Below are 15,494 nucleotides of genomic sequence, written 5' to 3' on the forward strand. Positions count from 1 at the left end.
GAAAATTCAATCAGACCGTTTGTCGTCGGAAGAAAAAATTGGCTCTTTAGTGACACGGTGGCGGGCGCCAAGGCAAGTCTCAACCTGTACTCGCTGATCGAAACCTGCAAGGCCAACGACATTGATATATATCGGTATCTGGTCGATCTGTTCAAGGCGTTGCCGTACGCAAAAGTCGCCGACGACTACGAAGCATTGCTGCCGTGGAAGCTTGGCACGCCCGCTCGTAAGCCGACCGTTTAATCGCTAACCTATCTGACCTAACACCGCAACGGGCGGGTTCGTTGACCGCTTACGGATAAAGCGGTCATGATCTTCAGCACCTGCGTGGGTTCAATAGCACTCGCCCGCGCAGTGAAGGACCCGAGTCTGTCGAACAAGATAATCGAAGGAGCGCTGGCGGAGGTGCTCAAAATGTACGAATGATTCAGTGCGTAAATCTCAGGGCTTGTCGGGCGTTTGCTTATCCCGACTTGGTCGTTGGAGAACGCGAGCTCATTGTGAGCTTGGCTAGCAATAGTTGCCCGCGCTGCAGGCGTCACCACGGAGTCGGGCGATCACACCGATGACGGCGTTGCAGTTTCAGGTCCCGTCCCAAAGAGGCGAGAGCTCGCGGGCCTCGTGCAAACTGCCGGGCCGGGAGACCATAGCAATCTTGGCCCGTAGTTGACCGCCTGTCATCATAAGCTTGCGAAGGCCGAGGGGCGGAAAGGCCTCGGCTCGATACCCGAGCCTGCGGCCGGGAATGAGCCATGCTTGGTCAGTATTGCTTCAATGGAGGGAAACGCAAAATGAAGAACGCAAACAAGGCCTGGCCGATGCTTACCGCGTTAGTGCTCCTGCTCGCTGCATGTGCCACAGGGGGCATGCAGGCAGGCACAGGGGGCCACCTTAGCGCCGTGGAATGCCGCGACCTGACCGAGATCAAGGACAAGGCACCGGTTACCCACGAGCGCAATATGAGTGAAGTGGCAGCCTTGGAAAAAGCGGGCTACCATCCCGGAGCGTTTAATGATGATCCTGACTACCCGGCCGATCTTGAGGCCGCACAGCGTCAGGTCGATATCTGGTACGAGACCGAGTGCCCACAAACAAAGCCCGGTTGAGTAAATACTGGCTCACGCGTGTGAGCCCCAGGTTTATTCATGCTCAGGTCGCCTTTGACAGTCATAAAAACACGCATCCGGGTTCACGGGTCAAGTCATTGATTGGACCGATATGCAGGGTTCCGCATGGAAGACGCCACTACCGCCTCGGCGCTACTGCGCCAGTACCTGCCCAAGGGCACCGACCTGAACACCTTCACCCAGGACGATCTCGATGCAATGGCCGACAGCCCCAACGCTCGCGCACGCCGTCCATTCCCCTCTCGAAGTCTTTGCTCGAATGCTCGCCTTGTCCCAGCAGCCGCCGCGCTCAATTCAATAACTCAACCCTGTTGCATCCGGGATTGAAACCGACAACGGATTGGTAATAGCAGCTCCGGCAGGCTTTTAAGTTCTTGGAGGCCGCGTAAAGTTTAGGCCCGTGCCATGGAACCGGCGGCGAGCCGATTGCGCCAAGCGATCCAGCCGACAACAATCGACAGTGTCACCACGACAAGTGGCGCCACCCCATGCCCGTATTCGCCGTGGAGGGTGACGGTCGCGAGCGCAGCCAACATCACGGTGCAGCCGAGCGCCGAGCCCCACAGCCGCGTCCGTGCCCGCGCAAGCAGAATGGCGGTCATGAGTTCCAGCGAACCGGTCACGAAATGGAACCAGTGCGGATATCCCCACTTCAGGTATTCCTCAAAGATGGATCGCGGGGCGAGGATGTTGCTGAGCGATCCCACGACAAAAAAAGCGGCAAGCACCAAAGGTAATACTTGGCGCCAGGAAATCCTGGACAGCCGTCCGGTTCCGCCCGTTGCATTCAAAACAAAAGCCTTCATGTCGGACCTCGATCTTTCTGGGTGTGAATGCCGCAGTTCATGCCGTAGCGGCCTTGTGGGCCGCCGCAAAGACGTCGCGCGGGGACGTGGTGCCCGCGACGTGTTCCGTACCCTCGACGCCGAGGTCCATCCAGCCCGCGTTGACGGCATCGAACATCGCTTCGGCCGGTCCGGTCTGGCCCTTCGGGATGCCGAGCTGTTCGAACGCTGCCGGCCACCCGCCCCGCGGGATGGCAAAGGCCTTGACGTCGCGCTGCATGACTTCGCCCAGTTGGGCCGCGACTTCATCGGCGCTGACCATCGAGCCGAGCTCGACGACGCGATGCCCGGACCACGCCGGCCCGGTCAGCAGCGTTGCCACCTCGGCGCCGATATCGTCGGTCGCGACCATGGTCGATTTCCGGCTCGTCGGATTGTAGTAGACGGGCAGCGTGCCGCCCTGGGCGACGTGCAAGCCGTAAAGGAAGTTTTCGAAAAACCCGCCGGCGCGCACATACGCGCTCGGCAATGTCAGGTGGCGAAGTCCTTGCTCGAGAAGCGACAGGGCCGTGATCATTCCCAGGCCGCTGGTTCTGTTTGCACCCATCGACGAGAGCACAACCATCCTCGGCGGCGTTGCCTTGGTCAGGGCCTGGACATAGTTCGCGATCAGGCCCTTTGCTTCTTTGAAATCAGGCGAGGGTGCCCAGACAGCGGGCAGCATGACAAACGCACCTTCGACCCCTTCGAGCGCCCGCTCGACGGCGGCCGCATCATTCCAGTCGCCGTCGACCAGTTCCACACCCTGATCCGCCCAAGTCGTCGCCTTCTCGCGATTGCGGACCATCGCGCGAACTTTCTTGCCTTGCGCCAACAAATGTTTGGCCGTCGCGCCACCTACTTGTCCCGTCATTCCCATTACCAAAAACATGCGTTTCTCCTAAAAATAGTACTGCCTTTAAATCAACTCGCGATCTGGAGATTTATCCAAATCGCTGTTGTCAGAAAGATTAATGTGACCAATCCAACGAGGGAGAAGATCAGCAAGCGCTCGACTTCGGCAAAGAGCCGCGGCGAGCGTGATTGGATCGTTGATATCTGCTTTAACCTTCCCGGCGACGCAGCTCAAGTCTGCAGCTGCGGCTGGATGCGGTGACATTGGAATTTCCCACTTTCACTGGCAACTTCACCACACGACCGCCCAGAAGCCCGCCGGAGTTCGGTATGAAAGGCAGCCGGGAACTGGGTCTGGACATGAAAGCTCCTTTTCGAAAGGTCTCTGTTTGAGAGCAGGTCTATCATAGAGACCTATGCTTCGCGCCGTAAGGAGGCAGTTTTTTGTTACCAGAAGAGTTAAAGGGAACCCGAATGAGCACCGCACAGAATGCGATCGAGAGATTCAGCCAATATCAGCGTGAATTACGCGACGCCCAGTCCGCACACTGCGCGGTTCGTGACGTGCTCGACCGCATCGGCGACAAATGGAGCATGCTCATGATCATGGAGCTCGCGATGGGATCGCAGCGCTTCAGCGAGCTGCACCGAGCCATCCCTGACATTTCCAAGCGCATGCTTACCCAGACACTCCGCGATCTGGAGCGCGACGGACTCGTCACCCGCCATGTTTTTCCCACCCGGCCGCCGACCGTCGAATATCGTCTGGCCCCGCTAGGCCAGTCCCTGTTGGACCCGATGGCGGCGCTCATCGATTGGGCCGATCGTCGTTATTCCGAGATTCATGCCGCGCGCGTCCGCTTTGACGGCGCACCCGGCGATGTCCCGAGCTAGATGCCCGGTTCGATGTGAGGGGGGGCGCAAGCCTGAAGCGGGCAGTTCATATGTCCGGGCTTTGCAGATGGCGCGCAAGGACGTATCACGCGTTTCGTGCTCGACGCCTCCGCTGAAAGAGGACCCACTTACCAATCAAAAAAAGTCCGCCGTGAAATCTGAATTTGCTGTTGGCTGTGGTGGCGCTAACGGCGTCACGTCGCCCGGTTAATGTCCGTTATCGACGGATCGGCGGGCGTCCAACTGTCCAGCGCTCAGCCGCGTTGCCCGGGCACCGTCGCTCAGAGTGATCGCGCTGACTTCCTCATCGCGCTGGGCCTCCGATCAGGAGTGTTCCGGCGTCACGACCGGCGTCGCGCCTACTGATGGATCGGGCGTTAGCACGTGTTCCTCGCGCAGGCGCGCGGCGATCGCCAAACCCATTTTCTCTGCGTTCTTGTCGATGCCGCCGACAAAGATGTCCAAGCCCGCGATAACGTCGGCGCTGATCTGTTCCCGATAGAACGTTTTCATCTCTACGCGCGTGTTGGGCCGCGAAGGGTCGTGCTCGTTGGGAACGATTGACGCATTGACGTCGGAGATTGCGAGCTGCCAGACGGCCTCGGCGTCACCGCGCGAGGTTGTCGTCACGCGTGTGGCCTTGACAAGCATGATTTGCGTCGCATGAGACGACAGAATCGTCTTGGGCAAAGCGCGTGCATCTGCCTCAGAGTCGATCTGCAACAGCGTTACCGGGATCGAACCTGCGTTAGCCCCCAGCGTGCTGCCAAGCGAATTCGCAAAGTGGTTACCGTCACGCTTGCGCGACGCTTCACCGAACAGAGGATCGTCCACGACGATTAGCAAACTACGCACACGTGTAGGCTCCTGTCGCCCATTCCGCATGCCTCGAAGACAGGCCTGCAGCGCCTGTGCAACGGTCGCCAACTTTGAGATTACTTATTGCGGGCTCGCGCTTCGTCCTAACGCGCTCGTGATCTGCGCCCCCAGCCTTTTTGCAAAAGAGCCCTGGGCGGCTGGCGGCGGCCCATCCCGGCCTGAGGCCTCTACCGGCCTTCCGGCGCACCCGCGCATTCCATGCAGCGACTGCATTTAGACAATAACAACAATGCACTGGAATTATCGCGGGCTTACCGTCAAATTGAAGTCGCAAGCACTGTCTTGTAAATCAGCAGAACGAATCGGCAAGCCTTTGCGTGGAGATTCAGAGGGCTGTTGATTCCGGCGCAAAGCCACCCATTCGCAGAAAGCGAAACTCAAAAAAGGGGAGACAATATGAGGAAGTCGAGCAAGTGGCGTTACGCCTTGCTGCCGGTCGTGCTGGCTTGTCAGCAAGCGCATGCGCAATCGAGCGTCACGTTGTATGGTGTTGTCGACGAAAGCGTCCGCTACATGACGAACGCCAACAAAGCGGGTGATTCAAGCGTAGCGCTTGGTAATGGCGGCATGACACAAAGCCGATGGGGCCTGAAGGGCGTCGAGGATCTGGGTGGCGGTTGGTCGACCTTCTTCAAACTCGAAAATCGGTTCGACATCAACAACGGTCAAAGCGACCCCACTCTGCCGTATTTCAACGAGGCACAGGTCGGAATACGTTCGAGTACGTATGGTCAGGTCATCATAGGTCGTCAATATAACGTGATGATTGAAGGGATCACGATTGGCGGGTACGGCAGCAATCCATGGGTCCCGTACGACTTCAGTTTCCAGCCCGAGGTGACAATGAGCGGCGGGATCTGGACGAGCAATCAGGTTCAGTACCAGTTTCACGCCCACGACCTCATGGCCTCGGCGGCCTATGCGTTTGGTGGCGTTGCCGGTCACACGTCGTATGGCAGCGAGATCGGCTTGGCCGCCGCGTACGCACCTGCGAACGGCCCGGTCTCGTTGGGCGGCGCCTATAAGGAATCGAAAGACTCGGTCAACGGCAGCGATTCGAAGTCATGGACCTTCGGAGGATCGTATACGTGGGATAAGACGCGATTTGCGCTGGGGTATATCGTCGACCAGAACGCTGCCGGTTTCTCCAATTTCGCTAACGGACCGTTCACGGCGGCCGCGCTGACGGCGCTCAAGTACACCGACTTCTCAAAACGTCGCATGATCATGGGCGGCGTTACGCAGCAGGTGGGCAATGCGTGGCACTTTGCGGCGAACGTCTGGCGTACGCTGCAGGATGGCAAGACCCAATCGAAGGATGGCTCGGCGTGGCAGTATCAGCTTGTGGGTGACTACAACCTGTCCAAGCGTACGGACGTGTACCTTGAAGCGGATTACTCGCAATACCGGGGAGACCTGATCGGCGCGCAATTGCAAGGCGTCAACGGTATTGGACTGGCTCAGAAGGGTACGCAATTGGGCGCGATGGCAGGCTTGCGTCACCAGTTCTGACGTTGTTGCTGGCCGGATTAAAATACTGCGGCGCCCGGCATGTAGCCGGGCGCCGCAGTTTTTGATCCGGCAATTCGGAACCTTCGCGCCTGGAGTTGAACGCGTTTTCAGCCTTGGGACGATTGTTCCAAACGCTTATGCGAGCGTTGCGGATCGAGCAGCAGGAATCCCGCTGCGCCCACCACGATCAGCAGCACGCCCGTGGCGATAAAGCCCAACTCATATCCTCGATTGTTCGCCACCACGCCGAGCACCTTGCCCATTGCGGCAGGAGCAATCAATCCCGCCAACGTTGCAATTGAGTTCGTGATCGCCAGCATGGCGGCGCGCCGTGCGTCCGGCGTGACTTCGGCTACCAGCAGCGGGCCGAAGGTGAACGCCTGAAGGGCTAGCGCGCTCGCCAGCGCCATCAGCGCCACTTTTGCGAACGGCGGGGCCTCGACATAAAGCATGCAATAGGCGATCCCACTCACGACGCACGCGCTGCTAACCAGTGCGCCACGCGCCAGCCGCGACGATACCCCGCGAGCAAGCATTCGATGCGACAGCATGGCCAGTGCGAGCCCTATGGGAATTTGCGCCGCCACTTGCAGTGCGAAGAGCCAACCGGCCTCGGTGGCGCTGAACCCGAGCGCTACCCGAAAATAGCTGGGTACCCAGGTCACGCCGATCGCTATTACCGAATAGCCCACAAGTCCCTGCAGCAACACGCCGATCACAGTCCGGTCGGTGAGGAGGCGCCGGTACCGCACATTCGAGCGGACCGGAGCCCAGTCGGCGCGCAGCGCATTCCCGAGCGGGCGGTGGCGGTGCGCGTCGCCGCTTTTCCCAACGCCCAGCCAAAGAATCGTCCACATGACGCCGACCACGCCCAGCGATAGAAACGCCGCGTGCCAGTACCAGCGTTGAGCGATGAAGGTGAGCACCGGCCCCGCCAGGATGATGCCGGTCGTGGCGCCTTGCTGGACGATGGTGGTCGGCAGGCTGCGTTCATGATCCTCGAACCAGGTGTACACAACGTGAAGCGCGAGCGGCGACGCCGGCCCTTCTCCCGCGCCGAGCAGGATGCGACAGGCCAGCAGCACGGCGAAGCTGGTAGGCCACGCAAGCGGCAATTGCGCGACCGCCCATACCAGGGCAAGACCCGCCATCAGCCATTTCACGTTGAGTCGATCGGCGACCAGCCCGAGGCCGATCCCCGATAACGCGAAAAGCAGGAAAAACGCGCTCCCGACGATTCCAAACTGCGCATGCGTCAGTTGCATGTCGCGCATGAGTGGTAGCGCGACGAGGCCCAGCACGGCCTTGTCGGCGAAATTGATTGCCATGAAAAGAAAGAGCGACGCTACGATCACCCAGCGCCGACGGCTCGCTGTCGCGATGGGTACAGAGCGGTCCAGCACGAATCCGGAATCTTTTGCTTCAAACATCAAATGCTCCTGAGAATGCCCTGGCAGTGGGGTCAGTGAACCCATAGCCCCAATGTGTTACCGATGGCAGCACGTGGACGCGGTGGCAAACAAGGCGGGTTTTGGAGCGGTGCGCGATGAAGGGGTTTTCAATAACGTCTCCTGTGTGCGGCTCTGTTGAGCTTATCGAGGCGGTCCTGGCTGCACGTTTGCGCCCATTTGAGGTGGTATAACGCAATAGTTCAAGTGCATTATCTTTATCGGAACGTTGCAAACAATGCATGAAATCAATTCGCGCCGGCTCTCTCATGTGGTTGCGCTGGCTGAGGAAGGAAGTTTTGCCCGCGCAGCTGGCCGAGTCCATTTGAGCCAGCCCGCCCTGAGCCGCAGCATCCAGGCGCTCGAGGACGAGTTGGGCATGAAGCTCTTTGATCGTGCCGCGCGAGGCGTCGCGCTGACCGCTGCCGGCCGCCTCCTGGTCGAGCGCGCGCGGCGGGTCCTGTTCGAAACACGGTGCATGTTCCGTGACGTCGAGTTGCTCAAGGCGCACGAACTCGGCGAGGTGAAGATTGGCCTGGGGCCCTACGCGGCTGTCGTGCTGCTGCCAGACCTGCTGGTCGAGTTTTCCCTGCGCTTTCCCAAGATCAAGGTGCTGATCCAACTGAGCGAAGGCGACGAACTTATTCAGAAACTTCGCGAGGAACGTGTCGATTTCGTGGTGACGGATCGGCGTGTGCCGCCCGTCGCGCCGGACCTGGCGTTGCACCGCTTGCCGCGTCATGAAGGCGGCTGGTTTGCGCGGCCGGATCATCCGCTGCTGGCGCGCGGCCTGGTGCCGCTTTCCGCGTTGCGGGAGTTTCCGCTCGTTTCCGTGTCGCTGCCTGGATTCATGAAAGATGCGCTGCATCGCCTGCTCAAGTATCGCGCGCATGAGGAAATTCCGTTGCAGGTCGAATGCAATGACGTCGCTGTGCTCAAGGAGGTCGTGGCCAGAACGGATGCGGTGTTGTTCGCAACCGCCTCGGCAGTCCGGCGCGACCTGGAGGGTCAGCGTCTCGCGCGCATTCCACTCACGCATCCGCCGAAACTGAGTCTTGAGTTCGCACTCGTTTCCCTGGCTGAGCGAACCCATTCGCCCGCCGCCAGCGCGGCGCTGGCGTTGGCCGAGGAAGTCATGGACAACGCCAACACGGCCGCGCGGGGATTGATGTGATTGAGGCAACAGCCAGACGCCATTCGCCAGGCATAGGGCTTTCCCTTGGCCGGGTTGACAAAGTGCGGGTGTTCGCCGAGGATCCGGAATCTGGATTCCGTTTTTACGCAACACCGCTCACAAGCCCCCATGCCCAGACCCCAGACAGCCAGCCGCTCAGCAGTTGAATCCGCCCTCGCGGTCCCGCGGCAGGCGCGCAGCCAGATCGGGCTGGAAAAAATGCTGCGGGCTGGCCGCGAACTGATTGAGGCGAGCGGCAATCTGGACGATCTATCCATCACGGATATCGTTGAACGCTCGGGCACCTCTATTGGCGCGTTCTATCGGCGCTTCGACAGCAAAGACATGTTTTTCGACGTGGTGCTCGAGCGCGCCATGACCGGAGGTCGCGACCGCGTTCGCGACATGTTGGCAAGCGAGTCCGAATGGCGCTCGGGCGACGCACGGGTGATCGCGGACGCGATCGTCGAGATGTATGTGCAGTCGTTTCGCCGCAACCGTGGACTGTTCCATGCCTCGCTGCTACGCGTGTCGCGACCGAGAGCAACGTGGGACATCGTCAAGGAAGCGAACCGCGACGTGCTTGCGTTGATCGTGCCGCCGCTCGTCGCCGCGATCGTCAAAGAACGCAATGCGCAAAAAGCGGATGCAGAATCGATTGAGTTCGAGGTACAAGCCGCGCTGCAACTGATCCTGGGCATGCTGGTCAACATCGTCCTGAACGATCCCGGCCCGTTGTCGCTGGCGAGCCGTCGTCTCGCCCCTTGGCTCAAGACACAGTTTCGCCGTTGCCTGATTTTGGCCATTCCCTGATTTTTTCATCAAAAACGGAATCAAAATTCTGGTTCCGATTTTATTGTCGATTGCCGCAAGGAGACGTCCATGACCCCATGTTGCGCCGGCTTATCACGCCAAACCGCTTTTGACGCGCCACACCTTGGCGAGCCGCTCGACGTCGCGTTCGACGCCGGCGTGAACCTCGCCTTCGCGATTGCGGCACCTACCGTTGCGCCTCGTTTGACGGAGCATTCGCAGCGCATGGCGCAGCGCATCTACCGCGTGGCGGAGCGGGTGTACTGCGCTGTCGGCTATGCGATCGCGAACATCATCTTCGTGGTCGGCGACGACGGCATCGTGGTAATCGATACAACCGAAGCGGTGTCGGCAGCGAAACGCATCTATGAGGACTTCTGCGCAATCGATTCGCGCCACGCACAATTGCCGGTGAAGGCGGTGGTGTACACCCACAACCACACGGACCACACGGGCGGCGTGCGTGCATTCGCCGATGAGGCGCAACTCGCGGCGGGAAGTGTAGAGATCATCGCGCACAGTTCGTTGATGGAAACGGTCATCAACAACGCGAACCTGGTCGCGCCCATCCTCGCCGCGCGCTCGGCGTACAGCTTCGGCGCGCTGCTGCCCGCAGGCCCGACCGGCAAGGTCAATGCCGGAATCGGGCCGGTGCTGATTGCCGAACCCGCCAGCTTTCTCGCGCCCACGCGCGTGTTCGACGACACCCTCGACATCGTGCTCGCCGGCGTGCGTTTCGAGTTTCGCTATGCGCCATCGGAAGCGGACGACGAGATCGTGATGTGGCTGCCCGACCTTGGCGTCCTGCTGTCGGCGGAAGTGATCCAGGGCGAGTGTCTTGCGAACGTGCATACGCTGCGTGGCACGCGCTATCGCGATCCGGTGCGCTGGTATCGCACGATCGACATGATGCGCGACTTCCGTGCGGCGCACATGGTGCCGGCGCATGGCCGTCCGGTGTCGGGCGAAGCGGCTGTGGCGGACGTATTGTCCGTGTATCGCGATGCGATCCAGTTCATCCACGACCAGGCGATCCGCCATATGAATCGCGGCCTCACGCAGGACGAACTCGCCGACGCCATTCCGTCGCTGCCGCCGCATCTGGCCCAGCACGCGTGGCTGGGCGAGTACTACGGCACGGTCAAGCATTCCGTGCGACAGGTGTACACCGGGCAACTGGGGTGGTTCGACGGCGATCCCGCTTCTCTCGATCCATTGCCACGTATGGAGCGGGTGCGTCGCACGGTCGACATGATGAACGGTCCCGAAGCCGTGCGCGCGGCCGCCCGGGCGGCTCTCGGGGACAGCGACTGGCGCTGGGCTGCCGAGCTTGCCACGTTGCTCGTGCGACTCGATATTACGGATACCGACGCACGCACGATCAAGGCAGAGGCGTTGCGCGAGCTGGGGTATCGCACTGAGAACACGAATTGGCGCAACTGGTACTTGAGTGCGGCGCGCGAGCTGGAGCATGCATATGACGAAATGCCGTTCGCGGGCGGCGGACTGGCGTCAATGGACGTGATGCGCGCGCAACCGCTTGGCAACGTTTTGCAGCGCCTCTGTGTTTCTGTCGATCCTGTGCTGTCTTCCGATGTACACATGATCCTCGCCCTGTGGCTGACGGATCGGGACACCACGTTCGCGCTGGAATTGCGCAAGGGGGTACTTCAGGTTCACGAGCGCCCGTGGCCAAATGCTCACCTCCAGCTTGCACTCGACACCGCCACTTTGTACACGATGCTGCGCGACATCGCGGGCAAGGCGCCAGAGCTGCTTCAAGCAGGAACCATCATGCTCGAGCGCGGAACCATCGATCAACTGCGTGCGTTTGTAGCCTGCTTTGATCGGCCCTCGCGACGATTGCCCGCACTTGCGGCACGGTAGACATCGAGGAGAAGGACGATGAGTAGTACGACAAAAAGCAGCATGGAAAGAATCTGGTTGAAAGCTTATCCGCCCGGCGTTCCCGCGGATATCGACCCGACGCGATACCGTTCGCTGGCGGACCTGCTTGACGAGAGCTTTGAGGCGTTTGCGTCGCGGCAAGCGTTTGCCTGCATGGGCCGGACACTGACGTATGCGGAACTCGACGTGCAGTCGCGAAATCTCGGCGCGTGGCTGCAATCGAAGGGGCTCGCCCGAGGCGCGCGGGTCGCGATCATGATGCCGAATGTGCTGCAGTATCCGGTGGCAATGGCGGCTATCCTGCGCGCCGGCTATGTGATCGTGAACGTCAATCCGCTCTATACGCCGCGCGAACTCGAACATCAACTGGTCGACAGCGGCGCCGAGGCGATTGTCCTGCTCGAACCATTCGATGCGGTCCTGCAGGCAGTTCAACGCAACACGCGGGTGTTGCATGTCGTGGTGACGTCGATTGGCGAGATGATGGGCGTGTCGGCCCGCCAAGCGTTTGATGAACAGGCGCCTACCCCGCGCACTACCTTCAGCCAGGCCTTGGAGCACGGCGCCCTCACCCCGTTTGCGCGTGCCGATGTAGAGCCCGATGACCTTGCAGTGCTGCAATACACCGGCGGCACGACCGGCGTTTCCAAAGGGGCGATGTTGCTTCATAGGAACCTGATCGCCAATGTGCTTCAGAGCGAAGCGTGGCGCGAGCCGTTGACCCGGGAGCGTCCCGATGCCGATCCGATTGTCACCGTGGTTGCCTTGCCGCTGTATCACATCTTCGGGCTGACGGTATGCGCGTTCCTGACCATGCGGGCCGGCGGGCTCGGTATCCTCATTCCCAATCCGCGCGATATTCCCGGCATGATCAAGGCGTTGCACGGTTACGCGATCACCTCGTTCCCGGCCGTCAACACGCTCTATAACGCGCTGTTGAACGACCCGGGTTTCGCCACGCTCGATCTGTCCAGCCTGATGCTTGCGAACGGCGGTGGCATGGCAATCCAGCAAGGCGTGGCGGCGCGCTGGTTTGAGAGGACGGGCAAGCCGATCATTGAAGGCTACGGGCTGTCCGAGACTTCACCGTGCGCGACCAGCAACCCGTCCGGAAGCACTGCTTTCAGCGGTACGGTCGGTGTGCCGTTGCCTTCGACATTCATCGCGATTCGCGACGACGATGGGCGTGACGTTGCCCAGGGTGAGCCGGGAGAAATCTGCATTTTCGGGCCGCAGGTGATGGCAGGCTATTGGAACCGGCCCGATGAAACCGCCAGCGCCATGACGCCGGACGGTTACTTCAAATCGGGCGACATCGGCATCATGGATGAACGCGGCTTCGTGAGGATTGTCGACCGCAAGAAGGACATGGTCATTGTGTCCGGCTTCAATGTGTATCCGAACGAAATCGAGGACGTGGTCGCCTTGCATCCTGGCGTGTTCGAGGTCGCGGCGATTGGGGTGCGCGACGAACACTCCGGTGAGGCCCTGAAGCTTTTCATCGTGCGTCGTGACCCCGGGCTCACTGAGGTCGACATCCTGGCGTTTTGCCGGGAGCGGCTGACTGGCTATAAGAGACCGAAGGCCGTCGAATTTTGCGATGAACTGCCCAAGAGCAATGTAGGAAAGATCTTGAGGCGCAAGCTTCGCGAGAGGGAAAGCTAGGACGCGGGTGTCATCGGCTGAGTTTGAATCGGATCTGACTCAGCCGGGCGCGGACCTTCGAGCGATACTCGATCTTCAGTTGTTACATAAAATCAAGTATTCCATTATGGATGAAAGAGAAGCCGATCTGCTGCTTTGCAGCAAGACGCTGAGTTTCGTTGAGGGAGGCACACTACTATTTTCGGCGAAAGAAAGCTTGTTCAAAGCGCTGTTTTACCAGGTGGGAGACTGGTTCGACTTTGACGCTGCTCGTTTAACCGGCTTCAATAGCGAAGAACACGTTTTTAGGCAACTCACACGGAGTTTGGCACCGCATTTATTCGCTGGGAGGCAATTCTGCGGGACCTATCGCGCCTTCGACGACAAACTCCTGACGCTTATCGTCTGGGATTCTGCCGCCGTCTAAAAGCGTGCGCGATCGATCGCGATCTCGCTCAACGCCTCTTTTGCCGGGCAATTGACCGGCGCACTAAGCAAACGCCGTACATCGTCGATGAGTCGCATAGCCGCTAGACAATGGCATTCACCTTGCCGAACCTGCGCTCGCCTTCGCCGGCCGGCTTCGATCCACCGCTCAGCCACGCCATTTCCACGTGCAGGAGTTCCGACAAGCGGCGGCAGTCGGCGGCTCGCGGCAGCGTGATACCCGCTCGCCACAGCGTGACATCCCCTTCCGTGACACCCAGCGATTTCGCCACGCGCCCAGACGAAAGCCCGGAACGCTTTATGGTCATGTCGAGCCGCGCAGCGAACGCGCGGCCCACCCGTGGGTTATCAGGGGCGTCGCTGACGTGGTGGTCGGAAAGGAAAGGAGCGTTCATGAATGTCGCAAGACCTGATAGACGTGTGCGGTGGTCGAACGGGGTACTGTACGTGACGAAAGAGTCGCGTTGGTGACATTACATACCGCTCCCAAAAGCCGATGTGTTTGCGAGCGTACATAAGACGAAAGGCGGCAGTGACGATAGCCGCGCGCGTGCATTTTTTAATGACGGTTTGATGGCAACCGCACATTGTGTGGATGTTTCCGGGTGTTCGCGGTTTCCATGGCACTTCTTGTCAACCTGTGTGTCGAACCGGCCGGCGAGGAGCGCAACGGGCGCAACGCGTGCATCGCCTCGTTGGACGGGCGTTGCGCGAATTCGCCCGGCGGCTATGTCACGGTCGATCGCAGGAGTAAGGTGAGGGATGAGGGAAGCCGGCTTTCGCAGGGGCAGGAGCAGCGGCTGCTGCCGGTTTCAATACCAGGTTGACACGAGGAGGATGCATGGCAGTGAACTACGGGGTGCTCAAGGGCACCGTGACCGGTCATCTTCGCAATGCCGATGACGACCACTATCAAATCCTGGTCCACGCCGGACCGACGGTTTTCCGGATTGCATCGAACGTAAAGTCGTCAGCACCGCACGCGCCTTCAACGGTTCTGTTTGAAGAGCTGGATACATTGCCCGAAACATTGACAAGCGGTCTGGGTGCGTTGACGCCCGGTTTCACCAAACTGCCGTCTACACCCGGCGGTCTCGCCATTGACTATGTGCGCGGCGGCCTGGTCGATATCAAGGCAATGACGCCCGTTCCCGCCGATGCGCCCGGCTCGACGAATGATCTGAAAGACAAACTGGAAAGCGCGGTGGTTGCGGCGATGGCCATGGAAGGGTCGATCATCTACGCATTTGGATCGAGATGGGGTCCTGAAGAAAACATACCGGACCAGTATTTCAAATTCGTGCCCGGCAATGGCGTGCACGACATCCATATGAACCAGGGCAACGGCGGCCAGTACGAACAGGACAACGGCGTGTATCAGGACGGGGCACTGATGATCGCGTATGCGGACAATACGTGGCGGGCGTTTTTCTTTGCGTTCCAGTCGCAGACCTTCGATACCGACGACCAGGGCAATCCGATAGCAGGAGGGTGAACGCGCTGCACGGGGCGTTGCTTAGGTGCCTCGAAAGCCATCGCCGTCCGATGGCTTTCGACCTCCAGCTAACGCTTAAACCTTCTTCAAATAGCAGGCTTTCAGCATGAAGCTGCCGGCGTCCATCTTGCAGTCGACCTCGTGGTCGCCGCCTACCAGCCGGATGCTCTTCACCTTCGAACCTACCTTCAGCGTGATCGACGAGCCCTTCACTTTCAGGTCCTTGATGAGCACCACGGAGTCGCCGTTGGCCAGCACGTTGCCATTGGCGTCCTTCACCACTGCTTTCGCGTCGTCATCGGCAGGCGCGGTTTCTGATGCGGACCATTCATGGCCGCAGTCTGCGCAAACGATGCGATCGGCGTCCGCGTAGGTATTTTCCATCGAGCAGAGTGGGCAGGCTGGGAGTGGTGACATAGTTCCTTCACATAATCGTAACAGTCGAGGAGGCGCGAACGCGCTCCGGCGGCCGGG

At 60.0% G+C, this 15,494-nt stretch carries 17 protein-coding genes and 1 pseudogene; 12 read left to right on the forward strand and 6 right to left on the reverse strand.

Translation table 11 applies throughout. From position 1 onward, the window contains the following. From BSU04_RS17135 to BSU04_RS49155, 3 genes and pseudogenes are all read left to right on the forward strand, one after another. Nucleotides 1-243: transposase domain-containing protein (locus BSU04_RS17135; protein ID WP_144021259.1), on the forward strand; the 243-nt coding region annotated here is incomplete at its 5' end. A 548-nt stretch (nt 244-791) separates the two neighbouring features. Next, complete coding sequence (locus tag BSU04_RS17140) at nt 792-1,106, forward strand: DUF4148 domain-containing protein (protein WP_089161727.1); 315 nt, start codon at nt 792-794, stop codon at nt 1,104-1,106. 123 nt (nt 1,107-1,229) lie between these two features. Then, nucleotides 1,230-1,428: pseudogene (locus BSU04_RS49155) on the forward strand (hypothetical protein); the annotation flags it as partial. 91 nt (nt 1,429-1,519) lie between these two features. Here BSU04_RS49155 and BSU04_RS17145 read toward each other — a convergent pair. After that, nucleotides 1,520-1,933, reverse strand: coding sequence for a DoxX family protein (locus tag BSU04_RS17145; RefSeq protein WP_256982907.1), 414 nt, complete (start codon nt 1,931-1,933; stop codon nt 1,520-1,522). 37 nt (nt 1,934-1,970) lie between these two features. Beyond that, nucleotides 1,971-2,843, reverse strand: a complete 873-nt coding sequence (locus tag BSU04_RS17150) for an NmrA family NAD(P)-binding protein (RefSeq protein ID WP_089161728.1) — start codon at nt 2,841-2,843, stop codon at nt 1,971-1,973. Nucleotides 2,844-3,280: 437 nt separating this feature from the next. On the opposite strand from BSU04_RS17150, the gene BSU04_RS17155 reads away from it, so the two are divergent. After that, complete coding sequence (locus BSU04_RS17155) at nt 3,281-3,700, forward strand: winged helix-turn-helix transcriptional regulator (protein WP_089161729.1); 420 nt, start codon at nt 3,281-3,283, stop codon at nt 3,698-3,700. Nucleotides 3,701-4,024: 324 nt separating this feature from the next. On the opposite strand, the gene BSU04_RS17160 is transcribed toward BSU04_RS17155, so the two are convergent. Then, a complete protein-coding gene (locus BSU04_RS17160; protein WP_089161730.1) occupies nt 4,025-4,555 on the reverse strand; it encodes a hypothetical protein in 531 nt (176 codons plus the stop codon). Nucleotides 4,556-4,975: 420 nt separating this feature from the next. Here BSU04_RS17160 and BSU04_RS17165 point away from each other — a divergent pair, with 420 nt between their 5' ends. Further along, entirely contained in the window at nt 4,976-6,091 is a 1,116-nt protein-coding gene (locus tag BSU04_RS17165; RefSeq protein ID WP_089161731.1) for a porin, read from the forward strand. A gap of 107 nt (nt 6,092-6,198) precedes the next feature. Here BSU04_RS17165 and BSU04_RS17170 read toward each other — a convergent pair whose 3' ends face one another. Continuing rightward, nucleotides 6,199-7,521 (reverse strand): MFS transporter, encoded by a 1,323-nt coding sequence (locus BSU04_RS17170; protein ID WP_179258349.1) that lies wholly within the window; start codon nt 7,519-7,521, stop codon nt 6,199-6,201. 256 nt (nt 7,522-7,777) lie between these two features. Here BSU04_RS17170 and BSU04_RS17175 point away from each other — a divergent pair, with 256 nt between their 5' ends. From BSU04_RS17175 to BSU04_RS17195, 5 genes are all read left to right on the forward strand, one after another. Further along, nucleotides 7,778-8,713: a LysR family transcriptional regulator gene (locus BSU04_RS17175; protein WP_089161733.1), complete on the forward strand. Its 936-nt coding sequence runs from the start codon at nt 7,778-7,780 to the stop codon at nt 8,711-8,713. A gap of 129 nt (nt 8,714-8,842) precedes the next feature. Further along, on the forward strand, nt 8,843-9,526 hold the full coding sequence (locus BSU04_RS17180; RefSeq protein ID WP_089161734.1) for a TetR/AcrR family transcriptional regulator: 684 nt from the start codon (nt 8,843-8,845) through the stop codon (nt 9,524-9,526). Between the two features lie 69 nt (nt 9,527-9,595). Further along, nucleotides 9,596-11,413, forward strand: a complete 1,818-nt coding sequence (locus BSU04_RS17185; protein WP_089161735.1) for an alkyl sulfatase dimerization domain-containing protein — start codon at nt 9,596-9,598, stop codon at nt 11,411-11,413. Between the two features lie 42 nt (nt 11,414-11,455). Beyond that, a complete protein-coding gene (locus tag BSU04_RS17190; RefSeq protein WP_089161736.1) occupies nt 11,456-13,099 on the forward strand; it encodes a long-chain-fatty-acid--CoA ligase in 1,644 nt (547 codons plus the stop codon). 7 nt (nt 13,100-13,106) lie between these two features. Continuing rightward, a complete protein-coding gene (locus BSU04_RS17195) occupies nt 13,107-13,505 on the forward strand; it encodes a 4'-phosphopantetheinyl transferase family protein (RefSeq protein ID WP_179258350.1) in 399 nt (132 codons plus the stop codon). Between the two features lie 103 nt (nt 13,506-13,608). On the opposite strand, the gene BSU04_RS17200 is transcribed toward BSU04_RS17195, so the two are convergent. After that, nucleotides 13,609-13,920 (reverse strand): hypothetical protein, encoded by a 312-nt coding sequence (locus BSU04_RS17200; RefSeq protein WP_089161737.1) that lies wholly within the window; start codon nt 13,918-13,920, stop codon nt 13,609-13,611. 225 nt (nt 13,921-14,145) lie between these two features. Here BSU04_RS17200 and BSU04_RS17205 point away from each other — a divergent pair, with 225 nt between their 5' ends. Both BSU04_RS17205 and BSU04_RS17210 read left to right on the forward strand, forming a co-directional pair. Next, nucleotides 14,146-14,352: a hypothetical protein gene (locus BSU04_RS17205; RefSeq protein WP_089161738.1), complete on the forward strand. Its 207-nt coding sequence runs from the start codon at nt 14,146-14,148 to the stop codon at nt 14,350-14,352. A gap of 14 nt (nt 14,353-14,366) precedes the next feature. Further along, a complete protein-coding gene (locus BSU04_RS17210) occupies nt 14,367-15,020 on the forward strand; it encodes a YukJ family protein (RefSeq protein ID WP_089161739.1) in 654 nt (217 codons plus the stop codon). 75 nt (nt 15,021-15,095) lie between these two features. Here the strand turns inward: BSU04_RS17210 and BSU04_RS17215 are convergent, their stop codons facing one another. Further along, complete coding sequence (locus tag BSU04_RS17215; protein ID WP_089161740.1) at nt 15,096-15,437, reverse strand: zinc ribbon domain-containing protein YjdM; 342 nt, start codon at nt 15,435-15,437, stop codon at nt 15,096-15,098. Nucleotides 15,438-15,494 lie beyond the last annotated feature (57 nt).

The organism is Caballeronia sordidicola (assembly GCF_002220365.1).
GTDB lineage: Bacteria > Pseudomonadota > Gammaproteobacteria > Burkholderiales > Burkholderiaceae > Caballeronia > Caballeronia sordidicola_C.